This window comes from Limnoglobus sp., assembly GCF_059499385.1.
The window spans coordinates 26,492-42,165 of record NZ_JCABYM010000048.1 but is presented as its reverse complement, the minus strand read 5'-3'; the positions used below and the strand labels follow the sequence as shown (position 1 = coordinate 42,165).

Sequence of the window (15,674 nt, the reverse complement as noted above, 5' to 3'; positions counted from 1 at the left end):
CTCACCAGAGTGTGCGGAACGTCGTGCCGGCCCGCGGCTCGACCTCGTCGCCGGTGACCGCCCCCGGCGGGGCCTGCCGCCAGACGTTCCCCTCGACCGCGTGCCGATACCCGAGGTCGTACAGCGGTCGCATCTCGCTCGCCTTGATCCGCGTGCTGACTACGTCCAGTTTCGTGTCCTGGGGGATCGAGGCGAGGTTGAACTGCATCCCGGACGTGACGCACAGGGCGTACAACTTCAAGAGTTCCACCTTGTACAGCGCGTACAGGCACGCCGAGACGCTGGCCCCGATCCTCTTCACGACGCCCATCCGCCCCGGCACGGGGTCCGGGTCGATCTTGCCGGCCGCGAGGCAGTAGAGCTGCGACCCGGCCAGCCACTTCGTCCCCGGTAGCGGGCAACGGTGCGGGCCGAACTTCACGAACGTCTGCGTGACCGGCCCGCCGTCCGAGTGTAGTTCCTTGTAGTGGACGCCGTCCACGACGATGTCGAACTCGACGGCCGGGAGGAGGCCGGGAACGGCCGTCGCCGCGAGCATGACCTTGCGGACCAGGTCGAGCGCGTCGGGCCGACCGCTGCTCGCGATCCCGCCCACGTCCCAAAAGACGGGCATCTTCGTGTGGACGTTCAACGTCGCGAGGTACAGCCGCCGGCCGGCGTGGTGGGCGGCCGCGATTTCCGCCAGCGTCGCCTCGTCGATCTCCTCCTCGATGATCCGCTTCAGCCCGGTCGGGTACGCCATCGACCCGTGGAGGATGAGGTTCCGCACGGGCCGGAAGCGGAACAGGTCTGCCTGGTCGAACTGAGTGAAGAAGCATTTCAGCTTCTCGTCGTATTGTGGCCCGAGGTACGCGAACAGCGACACGATCGCGCCGCTGCTGACGCCGGTGACGATGTCGAACTCCGGCCGCGTGCCGTGGGCCGTCCAGCCGTTCAGCACGCCGGCCGCGTACGCGGCGTACTTCCCGCCGGCCGAGAGGGCGAGGATGTTGAGGGGCCGTTGCGGTCCGGCGGCGGGAATCGGCGTCGCCGCGGCGAATTGCGCGGCCAACCCGTCGATGACGATCTTGTCCGTCTCTGGGAGCGTGACGGATTCACTCCCCGGCTCTTTCCACGGCCGTCGGAGCAGGTCGTCCGGCGGTTCGTTCCCTTGACGCAGGTAGGCACACCCGCCCGCCAACGTAACCAATGCGAGCAAATGGGCGCAAAACAAGGGGCCTGCGACCCGCCGGGCCGTGGACATAGCGCGTCTGCCGTGGTGTGATGTTCCCCGACCCGGCCATAGCGACTCGGAAAACCGAATGCAACAGGATTCTCGCCGGTTCCGGCGGGCGGGTGTATCGTGGGGGTATGTCGTTCGCGTCGCCGTGGTTCCTCGCGTTGCTGCCGGTCGCGCCGTTGGTAGTCTGGTGGTGGCTGCGCCGCCGGAAGCCCGCGCTGCGGTACGCGGCCGCGGTGGCAGGACTGCCGACCGGTCGGGCGACGGCGGCCCGGTGGCTGTCCGCCGGATTGCGCGGGCTGATCCTATTTTGCGCGATCGCGGCGCTCGCCGGGCCGCGGTTCCCGGACCGCTCGACCCGGCTGCCGACGGAAGGGATCGCCATCCTTTTCGTCTGCGACGTGTCCGGCAGCATGGCCGAAACGGACTTCCCGTGGGCGACCGACGGCCCGCCAGTTGCCCGCATCGAGGCGGCGAAGCGGGCGTTCCAGTTCTTCGTCGGCGGCGGGACGACGCCGGACGGCGAGACGTTCGCGGGCCGGTCCGGCGACGAGATCGGCCTCGTCGCGTTCGCGGCGTGGCCGCACACGGAGTGCCCGCTCACGCTCAACCACACGGTCTTGCTGGACGTGCTCGCGGGGCAGAAGCCGAAGGAGGCGGGCCTCGATTCGGGCACGAACGTCGGCGACGCCATCGCGGAAGGGTTGATCCGTTTGAAGGCGGGCGGGGACCGGAAGCGGGTCATGATCCTTCTCTCCGACGGCGAGCACAACGCGGCGAAGGACGGCCAGGACGCGCCGTTCACGCCCCGGCAGGCGGCGCAGTTGGCGGCCAACCTCGGCGTCACGGTCCACACCATCGACTGCGGCGGCGAGCCGAAGCCGGACGCGAACGAGGAGGACCGCCGCCAACGGGAGGCCGGCCGCGAGGTGCTGAAGGCCGTCGCGGACATCACCGGCGGCAGCAGTTTCACCGCGAATGGCGGCCGCGAACTTCGCGATGTGTACCGGGCCATCGACCAACTGGAACGGCGGCCGATCGTCAGCTTCAACTACCGCCGCTACCACGAACTCTTCCCGTGGCTGACGGCCGCCGCGTTCGCGGGCCTCGCCCTCCTCGTCATCACGGAAACGACGGTCTGGAGGCGCGTGCCGTGAGCCTCGACCTTCTCGCGTTCCAAACTGGTGTCGGCGCGTGGCTGAACGACGCCCGCGAGTTCCTGGCGCGCGTCCGCTTCGCCCACCCGGACCGGCTGTGGCTCTCTGTCGTCCCGCTCGCACTGACCTTGCTCGCGTGGCTACCGCGCCGCCGGCAGCAGCGGCGGCTCGCGGCCCTCGGCCGGCTCGGCGCGGTCGCCGCCCTTCAGACGATGCCGTACCGGGCGCATCGGCTAACAGCATTCGCGTTGGTCCTGGTCTGGTTGCTGCTCGCGTTGAGTGTGGCACGGCCGCGTTGGGGCCAGGGCGAGGAGCGCGGCATCGCCGTCGGCCGCGACCTCGTCGTCGTCCTCGACTTCAGCCGCAGCATGTGGGCCGAGGACGTACGGGGCGGCATGGCCCGGTGGCAGGCGGCCGTCGCCGGGACGCGGGAGTTGGTTGACGCCCTGCGAAACCGCGGCGGGCATCGCGTTGCGGTCGTGGTCTTCGCGGCGCGGCCGAAGCTGCTCGTCCCGCTAACGACGGACTTCGACCACCTCGACTTCAAGCTCGGCGAACTCGACGCGACCGTCCCGCCCGCCGAAACCCGCCCGGCCGACGACGACGCCGTTTCCGGCACGCGGATCGGAGCGGCGCTCGAAGCGGCCGTCGCCGCCCACGACCCGCGGTTCCCCGGCTTTCAGGACATCTTGCTCGTGACCGACGGCGACGACCCGGCCGAGGACCGCGAGTGGCGAATCGGTATCACCGTCTCCCGCGCTGCGAACGTCCCCGTTCACGTTGTCGGCGTCGGCGACCCGGCGAGGGAATCTTTGATTATTCGCGACGGCGAGCAACTGGAGGTCCTCGGCAAGGACGGCGTGCGCGTGCCGATCCAGACGCGGCTGCACGAGGAAGTCGCGAAGACCATCGCGGACGAATCGCTCGGGGCGTACCTCCCCGCCCGTGACGAGGAACTTCGGCTCGACGAATTCCATCGGGCGAAGATCGAGTCGAACGCCACCCGCGATGTCGGCGACGAGCGGCTGCCGCAGCCGAAGGAGCGGTACGCTTGGTTCCTCGCCCCGGCCGGGTTGTTACTCCTGTTCGTGTGGTGGCGGGAGCGGTAGCGGTTACAATCGAAACATGCGACGAGTCGTTTTCAGCCTGTGCGCGGTCGCGGCGGTCGGCTTCACCCCGCGGCAGGGAACGCCGGTCGATCTCCTACGCGCGGCGAACGCCGCGGTCCGCAAGGGGGACGCCGCGGCGGCCGATCTGCTCTTTCAACACGCCGAGGAGCGGAGCGACGACCCCGGCCTCATTGCGTTCAACCGGGCGACGCTGGCGTTTTCCCTCGGCGACTACCGCGGCGCGGAACTCGATTACCTCCGCTGCCTGGAGGACCGGGCGATCCCGCCGCAGCGCCGGGTGCAGGCCCTCTACAACCGCGGCGTCTGCCTCGTGAGCCGCGGCGGGGACGCGAAGTTGCTCCGCGCCGCCGTGTCGTGCTTCGAGCAGTGCCTGGACGCGGCTCCGGCGGACGGCCAACTCGCGCTCGACGCCCGGCACAACCTCGAACTCGCGAAGTTACTCTGGAACGAGGCCCGCGCCAAAGAGCAGACGCCGCCCACCCCGAACGAGCAGTTCGACGAGGAGCCGCCCGGTACCCGCCCGCAGGAGCCGAACGCCGAGGAGCTGGCGAACGACCCGACCGGGACGGAACAACGTAACGGGAACACGCGAACGCCCCGGCCCGGTTCGCAACAGGCGAAGGGCAACCCGCCCCAGACGCCGGGGTCGAACCAGCAACAACCCGGCGCGGGGACCGCCCCCGTGGTGAGCGACGACGCCACGCCGCAGAAGCTGTCCCCGGAGGACACGACCCGGCTGCTCGACCGGGCGGAGGCGCGGCTGCGGGCGGCCCGGCGACAGAACGAACAACTGCGGGCGGGACCGGAGCGGCCGAATGTGCGCGACTGGTAGGGCCATACTATTGGTCGTGCTGTTCGCGCCCGCGGCGGCGGCCGAGGACGCCCCGGCCATCTACCAGTCGGCCCCGAACTTCTACAACGCCGTCGCCGGGCCGGGCTTCGCCGTGACTTGGGCCGCGACGCCCACCGACGTGACGGTTGACGGGGGCGTGACGCTGACACTCACGATCGCCGGCGTCGCGAACCCGCACCGCGTCCGCCGGCCCGACCTCGGCAGCTTCCCGACGTTCAAGGCTCGCTTCCGACAGATCACTAACGGCCCGGACGGGTCGGACACGAACCGCGTGACGTTCGCGTACCGCCTTTACCCCCGCGAAGCGGGCGAAACGGCCGTGCCCGAAATCCCCTTCGGATACTACTCGCCGGCGAGCCAAAAACTGGCAACGAAGTACCTCGACGAGATTCCGCTGAAGGTTCGACCGCGCGAAATGTCGGCCGCCGCTCCCGTCCCGCTGGAAGCGCCGGAGCGGTTCTTCCAGATTCCGAGCGAAGACGACCTTCTCAAGCCCCGACCCGCGCCGCCCGATTGGCGACACTGGTTGGGCCTCGTCGCAGCCTTGAGTGTAATCGGCGTCGTGTGGGTCGCCGTTTGGAAGCGGGCGTACCCGGACGGTACGCGGCTGGCGGCGCTCCGTCGGAACCGCGCGGTGCGTCGGGCGCTAGACGGGTTGGCGAGCGCGGGGCGCTCGGCCGACCCGCCGGCCCGGGCGGCGGCGGTACTGCGGAACTACCTCGTCGAGCGGTTCGGGCTGCCCGCTGGCCCGGCCGTGCCGAGTGACGTGGAGGCCGCGATGCGGGCCGGCAACGTCCCGGAGGAGCGGGTGGTCGCCGTGGTGGAACTTCTTCGCAAGTGCGACGCCGCCCGGTTCGGCGGGCCGACGGACGGCGGAATGTCCGTCGTCGGGCAGGCCCGCGAGTTGGTCCTCCGCTGGGAGGGCTTGGCATGATCGCACCGGCCGTGGGCCTGATTCTTCTCGTCAGCACGGGTGTCGCGGAAGCGGGTCGCAGTGCGACGGACTGGTTCCGCGCGGGCGTGGCGTCTCGCGAGGACGCGGCCGAAGCCCGCACCGCCTTCCGGACGGCCGCGGCCGCGTTCGAGACGGCCGGGGCTTACCCCGCGACGCCGCGGCTCGCCCTCGCGCGGGCGCGGTCCCACGTCCTGGCCGGCGACACGGCCCGCGCGGTCGCGGCGATTCACGACGGCCTCGCCCTCGCGCCCTACGACGCCGAACTTCAACAAGACCTCCGCGCGATCCGCGAGACGATCCGGTATCCCGACCCGCTCGACCCGCGGTCGCGGGTCCGCCCCGACCCGACGGACGGCCTCCGCCATCGCGTGTCGCCGTGGGATTGCTTCTTCGCCGCGGCGGTGTTCGGCCTGCTGCTCGTGACCGGCCTCGCGAAGCGGCTAACGGCCCGGCCGCCGTGGGCGATCCCGGTCGCGGGCGTCGGGCTGATCGGGTTCCTCGCGGCGGCCGTAATGGCGTGGCAAGTCTCGATCCCGGACCCGCCCCCGGTCATCATCCTGTCCGCGGAAACGACGCTCCGGAAAGGGAACGGCCCGACGTACCCGACCCGAATCGTCGAGCCGCTGCCGGCGGGAGCGGAGCTGCGTGAGGTCGGCCGGCGAGGCGGATGGGTTCAGGTCGAAGTGCCGGGCGGGGCGACGGGCTGGATCGACCAGGCGGCCGCGCTACCGAGGTGACGGGCCGTCAGCCGGCCTTCCCCCGCTTGACCATCGTGATCTCGTTCCCCTTCGGGTTGTGGGTTACCGAATCGAAGAACGTGCGGATCAGCAGCAGCCCGCGGCCGCAGCCCTTCACCATGTTCACCGGGTCGGTCGGGTCCGGGAGTTTCGCCGGGTTGTACCCGTTCCCCTCGTCTTTCACGCGGATCAGGAGCGTCGGCTCGCGGGTGGCCCGCACGGTGATCGTCACCCGCCGGTCCCGGTAGGACGCATCCGTCGCCCGCCGGGCCACGGTTTCGTGGTACACGTCCCAGTCGCCGTCCTTCAACTCGGAACTGATTTCGAGGTTCCCGTGAACGATGGCGTTCGTGACCGCCTCGTGGACGGCGACGCCCACCTGCATCCGCGCGGAGTCGTCGAACTGCCGCATCTGCCGCATCATTGACTCGACGTGCGAGACGACGTGCGGGACCAGGTCCGGGTTGTTCTCGAGGACGAACTCGTGCTCCACCGCCGTCATCCGGCCGAGGAACACGGCCTGCTGCGCCTGCGACGCGGCCACCGAAAGCAGTTCGTCCAGGACTTCGAGCACGTCACGCGCGAGGTTCCGCTTCGGCAGGTAGTTCGACGCCCCGGCCCGCAGGGCGCGGACGGCGAGTTCCTCGCTGCCGAACTCCGTCATCACCAGCACGGGTACGGTCGGCAACTCTTGCTTCAACGCGGCGACCAGCGAGATGCCGTCCAGTTCCGGCATGTGAACGTCGGTGATGACCACCTCCGGGGCGTCCAACGCCGCGGCATCGAGCGCCTCCTTGCCGTCCCCGGCGTGGACGACGGCGTGCCCGGCCGCGGCGAGAATCCGCTCCAACTCCCGCCGCAGCTCGTCGTTGTCGTCCACCAGCAGAATCTTGGACATGGCGGGAGCCTTGAGCCTCGGGGCGTCCCGCGCGGCGGGACATCGCAGCCGATTGTACATCAACTCCCGCTGAGAATCACCCGGCGGACTAAAACAGCCCCACGGCCGAAAGTCGCCCGTCCGGGAGGCGCTAACACCATGAAACGACTCAGCATCCCCACCAATTCCCGCGCCGAGTTCGTCGAGATCACGGCCGAGGTCGCCGCCGCCGTCCGCGAGTCGGGCGTCCGGGACGGCCTCTGCGTCGTGTTCGTGCCGCACACGACGGCCGGCGTCACGATCCAGGAGAACGCCGACCCGGATGTCGTTCACGACATCTTGCTCTGGCTGAACCACCACGTCCCGAAGGACGTGCGCGGCTTCCGCCACGCGGAGGGGAACAGCGACTCGCACGTCCGCGCGAGCCTCTTCGGCAGCAGCGTCACGCTCGTCGTCGAGGACGGCCGGCCGGTGTTCGGGACGTGGCAAGGGGTCTACCTGTGCGAGTTCGACGGACCCCGCACGCGGTCCGTGTTGGTCCAGATCGTCCCGTCCTGACGGAGAAGCCGACACCGCGGCGAGTATTTCGCCGGAACCGGGCGAAAGGGCACACAGGTTTCTTGACGAGTAACAGTGAGGGCGAGTACCTTGCTTGTAGCCTGAAAATTCAGTGCGCCTCGGAATGCACCTCCGCACGGAATCGGCCATGACGTTCATCTCGCCGGACGTGATCGCGGAACTCAAGGGGCTGTCCGTCGGGGCGGGCGTCTTCCTCATTCTCGTCGGCTTCCTTCTCTGGGGGTTCGGCTGGCGGTGGCACCGGTTCTGGGTCGTGTTCGGCTTCACCACCCTCGCCGGCGTCATCGGGATGACCTCTGGCCGCGCGGCCGGCGGGCAAATCCTCGTGATGGGCCTGCTGCTCGCGTTCGCCGGCGGCGTGCTGGCGATCGAGCTGGCGAAAATCCTCTCGTTCGTCGCCGGCGGCACCGGCCTCTGGCTCGCGGCGCAGTCGCTGTTCCCGCAGGGGCAGGAGCTGTGGGCGGTCTTCCTCGCCGGCGGGCTGTTCGGCGTGCTGCTCTACCGGCTCTGGACGATGATTCTGATGAGCTTCTTCGGCGTCGTCCTCTCCTGGCACGCCGCGTTCGCGCTGGCCCAAACTTCCGCCAGTTACGACTCCGTGAAGTGGGTCGCCCAGAACACCACGGCCGTTAACGGCGCGGTCGTTGTCGCGACACTACTCGGCGTGCTGATGCAAGTCGTCACGGCCGAGCGGCCGGAGAAGAAGGCCGTCAAGGACGAGAAGAAGCCGGTGAAGAAGCCGGAGCCGGAGTTGAAGCCGCACGTCCCCGACGAGCCGTGGTGGAAGCGGCTGCCCGGCTTGAAGGCCGCCTGACCGCCTACAATGGCGGCATGTCCCCCACACTGGTTTCGATCCAAGTCAGCCTGCCGAAAACCTTCGGCCGCGAGGCCGCCGCCGACCCGATGGACCGGCCGTGGACCACGGGGTTCTTCAAGGAACCGGTCACCGGACCCGTTGAGGTGACGTGGTCGAACGTCGTCGGCGACGGGCAGGCCGACCTCGAAAACCACGGCGGCCCGGACAAGGCCGTCCTCGCGTACTCGGCCGACCACTACTCCGGTTGGTTGAGCGAGCTGCAACTCCCGCGGATGCCCCACGGCGCGTTCGGCGAGAACTTCACCGTCGCGAACCTGACCGAAACCGGCGTCTGCGTCGGTGACGTGTGGCGGATCGGCCCGTGTGTGTTCGAGGTATCGCAACCGCGGCAGCCGTGCTGGAAGCTGGCCCGCCGATGGCGGATCAAGAACCTCCCCGCGATGGTCGTTACGACCGGCCGGTCCGGGTGGTACTTTCGCATCAAACTGGCCGGAGTCGTCGAAGCCGGGATGCCGGTCGTCCTCGAGCGACGGCCGAACCCGGACTGGACCATCGACCGTGCCAACCGCGTCTTCTATCACATGAAAAACGACACGGTCGCGGCCGCGGAACTGCTCGCGGTCGGCGAGCTCTCAATGAGTTGGAAGGAAAGTTTACACGCCCGAATCGAACGAAGTGCCTGACGGCGAAAACAAGTGGTACTATTTATCTTGAAGAGTCATCAGAATAGGGATAGGATAAATTAGCTTTCCTGAGTAATTCGCCCCGACCCGCCACTGCCCTCACGTTTTCAGGGTTCGACCACATGCCGGCCTCTGTCCGTTCGACCACCCTGCTGATCGTCCTGGCGACGTGCGTTCCCGTAGCGGCGAACGAGCCGACGCCGAAGTTCACCGCCGACCAGGTCGCCTTCTACGAGAAGGACGTGAAGCCGCTGCTCCAGAAGCACTGTTTCAAGTGCCACGGGTCCGGCGAGAAGATCAAGGGCGGGCTAAGCCTGGCTTCCCGGTCCGCGACGGTGGCCGGCGGCGACACGGGGTCGGTGGTGGATTTCAAGTCGCCCGAGAAGAGCCTGCTTTTACTCGCGGTCAACAACAAGCGGCCCGACGGCGGCGACGTGATGCCGCCGAGCGGGAAGTTGCCGGACGCGGACATCGCGACGCTGACTAAGTGGGTTAAGGAACAACTCCCCGTCTCCGCGGCCGACCTCGGCAAGGCGGAAGCGGCCGCGCCGGAACGCGGCAACGTCGTGACCGAGGAGGCGAAGAAGTATTGGGCGTACCAGCCGGTGGTCCGGCCGCCGGTCCCGGACGTTCGCGACAAGTCGGCGACTAACCCCATCGACGCGTTCATCCGGGCGAAGCTCGACGCGAAGGGGCTGACGGCGAACGGCCCGGCCGACAAGGTCGCGCTCGTCCGCCGGGCGTACTACGACCTGACCGGCCTGCCGCCGACGCCGGAACAGGTCGAGGCGTTCGTGAAGGACAAGTCGCCGACGGCGTTCGCGAAGCTCGTGGACGAGTTGCTCGCCAGCCCGCATTACGGCGAGAAGTGGGGCCGGCACTGGCTGGACGTGGTCCGGTACGCCGAGACGAACGGGTACGAGCGGGACGGCCCGAAGCCGTTCGCGTGGCGGTTCCGCGACTACGTCATCCGCAGCTTCAACGCGGACAAGCCCTACGACCAGTTCGTCCGCGAGCAACTGGCCGGGGACGAACTCCCTGGCGAGTCGGCGGACGCGATCATCGCCACCGGCTTCTACCGCCTCGGCCTGTGGGACGACGAGCCGGCCGACGGGAAGCAGGCCCTGTACGACGGGTACGACGACCTCGTCACGGTGGCCGGGCAAGGGTTCCTGGCGATGACGCTCAACTGCGCCCGCTGCCACGACCACAAGAAGGACCCGATCCCGCAGGCCGACTACTACAAGCTCGTCGCGTTCTTCCGCGATGTCCGCCCGTTCAGCGACACACGCGGCACGATGTCGAGTACCAACACGACTGACATCACCGCGATCGAGCAACGGCGGGGGTACGAGGGCGAGTTAAACCAGCGGAAGGCGAAGATCGCCGACTTGATGAAGGAGATGGTCGCCATCGAGGACGAGGCGATCAAGACGCTCCCGGCCGAGGACCAACGGGCGGCCGAGGGGATCGACCGGCCGCAGGTGGTGGCGAAGTTGCCGAAGCACTTTACCGAGGACCAACGTAAGGCGTACAACCGGCTGAAACGGGAGCGGACGGAGCTGGAGAACAAGCCGCTGCCGAACCAGGTGTTCGCGCTGTCGGTCAACAACTGCGACCCGACGCCGCCGCCGGTCCACGTCCTCGCCCGTGGCAACCCGCACGCCCCGAAGGAGAAGGAGGTCGCCCCCCCCGGCTTCCCGACCGTGTTGGGCGTGCCCGACCCGGCCATCGCGCCGGCCAAGCGGGGCGCGAGGACGAGCGGCCGCCGCACGGTGTTGGCGAACTGGATCGCGTCGAAGGACAACCCGCTGACCGCGCGGGTGATGGTCAACCGCGTCTGGCAGCACCACTTCGGCCGCGGCATCGTCCCGTCGCCGAGCGACTTCGGCAAACTCGGCGAGCCGGCCACGCACCCGGAACTACTTGACTGGCTGGCCCGCGAGTTCGTCGAGCCGACGGCCGGGCAGCCCTGGTCCGCCGCCGGCGACGCCTGGACGCTGAAGCGGATGCACCGGCTCATCATGACCTCGAAGGCGTACCAGATGTCCTCGGCCGGGGCCGAGAAGACCCTCGCCGCCGACCCGGCGAACACGCTGTTCTGGCGGTTCAACATGCGGCGGCTGTTGGCCGAGGAAGTCCGCGACTCGATCCTGAGCGTCAGCGGTAAGCTGAAGTCCGAGATGTTCGGCCCGAGCGTGTTCCCGAAGATTCCCCAGGAGGTGCTGGCCGGGCAGTCGGTTCCCGGCCAGGGGTGGCTGAAGACGCGGGGCGGCGGCTACGACCCGCAGACCCACGAGGCCGGCAACCGCCGGAGCGTGTACGCGAGCGTGAAGCGATCACTGCAGGTCCCGATCCTGATCAACCACGACCAAGCGGACACCGACTCGAGCTGCCCGGTGCGGTACACGACGACGGTTCCGACGCAGGCCCTGGGGATGTTGAACAGCGAGTTCACGAACGAGATGGCCGCGGCGTTCGCCGCCCGGCTATCGAAGGAGAACGGCGACCTCAAGCAGCAGATCGACCGCGCGATCCGGCTGACGACGGCCCGTGTGCCGACCGACGCGGAGCGGCAGAAGGACGCGGCGTTCGTGGGCCAGTTGAAGGAGAAGTTCGGGCTGACCGACGAGCAGGCCCTGGCGCGGTACGCCTTGTTACTGTTGAACGCGAACGAGTTCGTCTACCTCGACTGACGGCGTCTTGTCGGCCGCGGATCGGCCGATAAACTTCAGGGAGCGGGCGGGGTAGCTCAGTGGTTAGAGCAATCGCTTCATAAGCGATGGGTCGCCGGTTCAAACCCGGCCCCCGCTACTCGAACGACCACTCCGAACGGAGTGGTCGCGTCATTTCCGGGCCGTCAGTCCGGCGCGCCGACGAACACGAACGAGGCCCAGTAGAACGGCGACTCCCAGCCGCGGGTGCTGCGGACGGCGAGCCGGGCGGCCTTCATCGCTTCCGGGTAAGGCATTCCGCCCGGCCGTCCGGGCTTTACCAGCTTGAAGTACGTCGCCATCATCTCGGCCGTCGCCTGGTCGTCCACCGACCAGCAGCTGGCCACCACCCGCCGCGACCCGGCACACAGGAACGCCCCGGCCAGCGTAACGCCCGCCTCGAGCGGCCGCTGCGGGCCGACGTTCGTGGTGCAGGCACTTAACACCGTCAACTCGCAGCCGGTCAGCCTCAGCCGGTGGATTTCGTGCAGCGAGAGGAAGCCGTCGTCGTCGGCCACGCTCGCGCCGCCTTGCGGCGGGGCGAGCGCGACGGCCGCGAACAGGTTGCCGAACCGCTCGTCCGCGAACCCGTGGGCCGCGAGGTGGACGAACCGCTTATCCGCCATCGCCCCAACGACCGCCTTCTCCGTCGCCCGATCGCCGACTAGCGACGTGACCTGTTCCTTCGCGAACACCTCACCGATCCGCCGGCTTTCGACGGACGAAAACGGCAAGGGCGGCAAGGAGCCGCGGAAGTTGATCGCCCCCGCGTCCCGCCGGGCGACTTTGTTGTCATCGGCCTTCCCGCCCTGCCCGTAGGCCGGGTCGCCGACGGTCAGGAGCGTCGTCGGGCCGGTCGGCTTCGGCCGGGCCATCACCGCGGCCAAGACGGCCGGGGACGGCGCGTACACCATCGGCGGAAGTTCGTCGAGGGCGTACCGCGGCCCCGCCGCCGTCGAGACGACGAGGCACTCGAACGGAATCTTGTGGAACGCCCCGTCCGGGATGACGACGAGTCGTTCGGCCCCGCCCGCCCGCAGCCGGTCGCGGAGGGCCGCGGGAAGCGCCACGTCGCCGAGGGTTTCGGCTCGCGCCGCCTTGACCGGGCCGGCCGGCGACTTCGGCACGATCGCGATGCCCCGCGCCGGCGTGAACGCCTCGTCCGTGATTTGACGCAGGTAGTGGTCGACCAGGCGAGTCGCCGCCGTGCCCGTGAGCGGGATTCGCGGCCCGGCGGCCGGCGGCGGCTGTTCGGGCTGCGGTTGTAGCGGCACGACGACGATCCCGCGGCGGGTCGCCACGTAGGTCGGCCGGCCGGGCGGAACGTCGCCGACGGCTTCGGCCAACTGTTGCGGAACGACCAGCTTGAAGAGTTCCGCCGGCCGGTCGCCTCCGAGGGAGAGCACGGCGTAGCTCTCGTCGCGGCCGACGATGTACGCCAGGACGGCGGTGCCGCGGAGGTTGGGGTCCTTCGGTAACCCGGTCGGCGTGCCGTCGGTCATGCCGCGGTCCGTGAGCGCGCGGGTCACCGGGTCCGCGTTCACGATCTCCCGCCAGGCGTCGGCGTACTCCTTCTGTGCCGCGTCCAGCTTCGCGACCACGTCCTTCGCCGTCGGGTCGTCGGCCGCGAGGAACTGGGCCTTCGCCCGGAGTTGCGAGACCAGCTGACGAACCGTGCCCTCGCGTCGCAGCAGCGTCTCCCGGTCCGGTCCGGTCAGCCGGTCGCGGGGATCGACGCCCGCGGCCAGTACCTGATCGAGCAGCGTGCGGCTCCGGCTTCGGGTGATGACGCGGAGCAGCCCGTCGGCCTCGCCGTCGCGGGCGTGCCATCGGGCCAGTTGCTCGAAAACCGGATTGAACTGCGAGTAGAACTCTGCCCGCTGGGCCGCCTCGCCGAACGTGTTCAGCCGGGCGCGGTCGGCCACGTCGAACACCTCGGCGGCCAGCTTCTTCGCGTCCGCACGATTTCCGGCCTTATCGGCCAGCACGGACAGGCGCCAGAGGGTGAGGCAGCGGTTCACGGGCGGGCACCGCCGGAGGGATGCCTGAAACGACCTAGCCTCTTCGAAGAAGGCTTTCGCTTCCGTGTCGCGGCCTTGCAGTTCGGAAACGATTCCCATGTAGTTGAGTGACCGGTCGAGTTGTACGTCCCGTTCCTTCCGCTGCCGGGCGGCCTCCTCGGTCCAAATCTTGGCGGCGGCCGTCAAATCCCGCCGGTCCAGCTTGTCCCTCGCCCGGACGTGTCGGGCCGTGGAGACGAGGTAGCCGCCGGTAATGCCGTTGGCCTCGCACGCGGCCTCGATGTGGGGAACGTGGGCCATCGCGGATCGGAGCTTGCCTTGGTACAACTCGATCGAGGCCCGAACGGCCGCGATCCACCCGACGGTGATGTCGCCGGATTCCGCGAACTTGGCCAACGATTTCGCCGCCTGCTCAAGGGCCCCCGAGGCCGCGGGAAACTCCCCCTGTTCTTTGTAGATGATCGCGACGTTGAGCCACAAGTTGAAGCGGATCGGGTCCGTCCCCGCGCCGACCCGGTCGCAGACGATCAGACCGGTTCGGAACCGGGCGACGGCATCGGCGAAGCCGCCCCGCATCATCGCAGCCCAGCCCGCGTGGTATTCGTTTAAGGCCCGCACGGGATCGTCCGGAAGTCCGCGGGTTCTGTACAGTTCGTCGCAGCGGGCCACGTATCGCTCGGCCTCGTCGGCGTTACCCAGTGCCAGTTCGGCGGCGGAAAGGTTGGTCAGCACCAGCGTCACCGCCCGCAGGTCCGGCGGGTCGGCGGCCTCAAGTTCCTTCAATGACTTCTGAAGTAAGTCACGGGCCACCGGGTACGAAGCGGTCAGTAACTCCATCAAGCCCTGATCTCGGGACAGGCGGCCGTCCACGATCTGGTCGCCGGCCCACCGCTCCCCGGCCTCTCGGGACAGGTCGAGTGCCTTGCGAAACTGCCGGGCGGCGCTAGTGACCAGTTGCAACTTCACGAACGCGCCGAACGCACTCTCCGGGTCGGCGGCGTCGGCCTTCGTTGCCGACGAAGCGGTGATGATCGCCTGGTACTCAGCCGCCGCCTGCGTCCGTAGGTCCGTGGCCTCGGTCCGCTTCCCGGCCGCGGCCGCGGCAATGGACCAGTCCACGAGGATGTCGCCGACGACCATCTGCAGCTTCGGCCGGTTCCGTTTGTGAACGTCAATCGCCTCGCGGTAGAACGGGACCGCCTCCGCGTACCGGCCGCCCGCGGCCAGGACGTTCGCCCGCAGCCGCTGGGTGTCCCGCCGGCCGAGAGGGTCGCCGAGCTTGTCGTGCAGGGCCGGTAGTTCGGCGAGAAGCGCCAGGGCCAGGGCCGCGTCGCCGCGGGCGTTGACGGCCTCGGCCCGCTCGCGGTCGGCCGCGATCCGCAACGGCACGTCCCCGTCCCGCCCGGCGGCCCGCCGGATCGCGGCCGCGGCGTCTTCGAGTTCCTGCCACCGTTTCCTCACGTCGTCCGTCCGCCGCCCCCGGGCGACCTCGACGCGGCCCCGGTACGCCCGGAGGGTGAAGTCGCCGAGCAGGTCCGCCTTCCCCGTCAGGGCCGCGGCGAACGCCGCTTCCGCCTCGTCGTAGAGCGCGAGTTCGAGGTAGCACTCGCCGCAGACGACATCGAGTTGCCGGGTCGTGGCCGCGTCGCCGACCTTGTTCAGCCACTCGCGGAACGGCCCGGCGATCCGGACCGCCTTGTCCGCGCGGGCCGACTTGATGTAGAGGGCCATGAGCCGCTCGTAGGACCGGCGGACGGTGAACGCATCCTTCGCCTTGAGGGCGGCCTGGTAGAGCGGCTCGGCCAGCGCGGGGCGGTCGGCGGCGAAGTGTTCCTCGGCCCGCTTGAACGCCGCGAGCGGGTCTTCCGACGCCTGGGCGGGAACGCACAACGCCACGACGAGCGAGAACATACAGGTCATGTCGAGTCACCA

Annotated in this window: 12 protein-coding genes and 1 tRNA gene; 10 read left to right on the top strand and 3 right to left on the bottom strand. The window is 69.1% G+C overall.

What is annotated here, in order from left to right:
* Position 1: 1 nt before the first annotated feature.
* A complete protein-coding gene (locus AC5JJ2_RS09120) occupies positions 2-1,189 on the bottom strand; it encodes a patatin-like phospholipase family protein (protein ID WP_495857668.1) in 1,188 nt (395 codons plus the stop codon).
* Positions 1,190-1,350: 161 nt separating this feature from the next.
* Here AC5JJ2_RS09120 and AC5JJ2_RS09115 point away from each other — a divergent pair, with 161 nt between their 5' ends.
* The 5 genes from AC5JJ2_RS09115 to AC5JJ2_RS09095 are packed head-to-tail and all read left to right on the top strand — an operon-like array spanning position 1,351 to position 6,051.
* Positions 1,351-2,376, top strand: a complete 1,026-nt coding sequence (locus AC5JJ2_RS09115; protein ID WP_495857667.1) for a VWA domain-containing protein — start codon at positions 1,351-1,353, stop codon at positions 2,374-2,376.
* The gene (locus AC5JJ2_RS09110) at positions 2,373-3,485 is read left to right on the top strand and encodes a vWA domain-containing protein (protein WP_495857666.1); all 1,113 of its coding nucleotides are present in this window, start codon (positions 2,373-2,375) and stop codon (positions 3,483-3,485) included. The genes AC5JJ2_RS09115 and AC5JJ2_RS09110 overlap by 4 nt, the downstream gene beginning before the upstream one ends.
* Before the next feature lie 16 nt (positions 3,486-3,501).
* Positions 3,502-4,338 carry a hypothetical protein gene (locus AC5JJ2_RS09105; RefSeq protein ID WP_495857665.1) on the top strand — a complete coding sequence of 279 codons (837 nt, stop codon included), beginning with the start codon at positions 3,502-3,504 and terminating at the stop codon, positions 4,336-4,338.
* A 16-nt stretch (positions 4,339-4,354) separates the two neighbouring features.
* Positions 4,355-5,293, top strand: coding sequence for a BatD family protein (locus AC5JJ2_RS09100; RefSeq protein WP_495857664.1), 939 nt, complete (start codon positions 4,355-4,357; stop codon positions 5,291-5,293).
* Complete coding sequence (locus AC5JJ2_RS09095; protein WP_495857663.1) at positions 5,290-6,051, top strand: SH3 domain-containing protein; 762 nt, start codon at positions 5,290-5,292, stop codon at positions 6,049-6,051. Before AC5JJ2_RS09100 ends, AC5JJ2_RS09095 begins: the two co-directional genes overlap by 4 nt.
* Before the next feature lie 7 nt (positions 6,052-6,058).
* On the opposite strand, the gene AC5JJ2_RS09090 is transcribed toward AC5JJ2_RS09095, so the two are convergent.
* The gene (locus AC5JJ2_RS09090) at positions 6,059-6,949 is read right to left on the bottom strand and encodes an ATP-binding protein (protein ID WP_495857662.1); all 891 of its coding nucleotides are present in this window, start codon (positions 6,947-6,949) and stop codon (positions 6,059-6,061) included.
* Between the two features lie 138 nt (positions 6,950-7,087).
* Here AC5JJ2_RS09090 and AC5JJ2_RS09085 point away from each other — a divergent pair, with 138 nt between their 5' ends.
* The 5 genes from AC5JJ2_RS09085 (at position 7,088) to AC5JJ2_RS09065 (ending at position 11,821) form a co-directional block, all read left to right on the top strand.
* Complete coding sequence (locus tag AC5JJ2_RS09085) at positions 7,088-7,486, top strand: secondary thiamine-phosphate synthase enzyme YjbQ (protein ID WP_495857661.1); 399 nt, start codon at positions 7,088-7,090, stop codon at positions 7,484-7,486.
* 148 nt (positions 7,487-7,634) lie between these two features.
* Positions 7,635-8,321 (top strand): hypothetical protein, encoded by a 687-nt coding sequence (locus tag AC5JJ2_RS09080; protein ID WP_495857660.1) that lies wholly within the window; start codon positions 7,635-7,637, stop codon positions 8,319-8,321.
* A 17-nt stretch (positions 8,322-8,338) separates the two neighbouring features.
* The gene (locus AC5JJ2_RS09075; protein ID WP_495857659.1) at positions 8,339-9,007 is read left to right on the top strand and encodes an MOSC domain-containing protein; all 669 of its coding nucleotides are present in this window, start codon (positions 8,339-8,341) and stop codon (positions 9,005-9,007) included.
* Between the two features lie 122 nt (positions 9,008-9,129).
* On the top strand, positions 9,130-11,703 hold the full coding sequence (locus AC5JJ2_RS09070; RefSeq protein WP_495857658.1) for a PSD1 and planctomycete cytochrome C domain-containing protein: 2,574 nt from the start codon (positions 9,130-9,132) through the stop codon (positions 11,701-11,703).
* Positions 11,704-11,748: 45 nt separating this feature from the next.
* Positions 11,749-11,821: transfer RNA gene (locus AC5JJ2_RS09065), tRNA-Met, on the top strand.
* A gap of 46 nt (positions 11,822-11,867) precedes the next feature.
* Here AC5JJ2_RS09065 and AC5JJ2_RS09060 read toward each other — a convergent pair.
* Positions 11,868-15,662 carry a CHAT domain-containing protein gene (locus AC5JJ2_RS09060; protein WP_495857657.1) on the bottom strand — a complete coding sequence of 1,265 codons (3,795 nt, stop codon included), beginning with the start codon at positions 15,660-15,662 and terminating at the stop codon, positions 11,868-11,870.
* Positions 15,663-15,674 lie beyond the last annotated feature (12 nt).

Bases quoted from the DNA above. Each gene is read 5' to 3' on its own strand.
- AC5JJ2_RS09075 (WP_495857659.1), top strand. From the start codon at position 8,339: ATGTCCCCCACACTGGTTTCGATCCAAGTCAGCCTGCCGAAAACCTTC.
- AC5JJ2_RS09095 (WP_495857663.1), top strand. From the start codon at position 5,290: ATGATCGCACCGGCCGTGGGCCTGATTCTTCTCGTCAGCACGGGTGTC.
- AC5JJ2_RS09090 (WP_495857662.1), bottom strand. From the start codon at position 6,949: ATGTCCAAGATTCTGCTGGTGGACGACAACGACGAGCTGCGGCGGGAG.
- AC5JJ2_RS09085 (WP_495857661.1), top strand. From the start codon at position 7,088: ATGAAACGACTCAGCATCCCCACCAATTCCCGCGCCGAGTTCGTCGAG.
- AC5JJ2_RS09105 (WP_495857665.1), top strand. From the start codon at position 3,502: ATGCGACGAGTCGTTTTCAGCCTGTGCGCGGTCGCGGCGGTCGGCTTC.
- AC5JJ2_RS09070 (WP_495857658.1), top strand. From the start codon at position 9,130: ATGCCGGCCTCTGTCCGTTCGACCACCCTGCTGATCGTCCTGGCGACG.
- AC5JJ2_RS09080 (WP_495857660.1), top strand. From the start codon at position 7,635: ATGACGTTCATCTCGCCGGACGTGATCGCGGAACTCAAGGGGCTGTCC.
- AC5JJ2_RS09115 (WP_495857667.1), top strand. From the start codon at position 1,351: ATGTCGTTCGCGTCGCCGTGGTTCCTCGCGTTGCTGCCGGTCGCGCCG.
- AC5JJ2_RS09060 (WP_495857657.1), bottom strand. From the start codon at position 15,662: ATGACCTGTATGTTCTCGCTCGTCGTGGCGTTGTGCGTTCCCGCCCAG.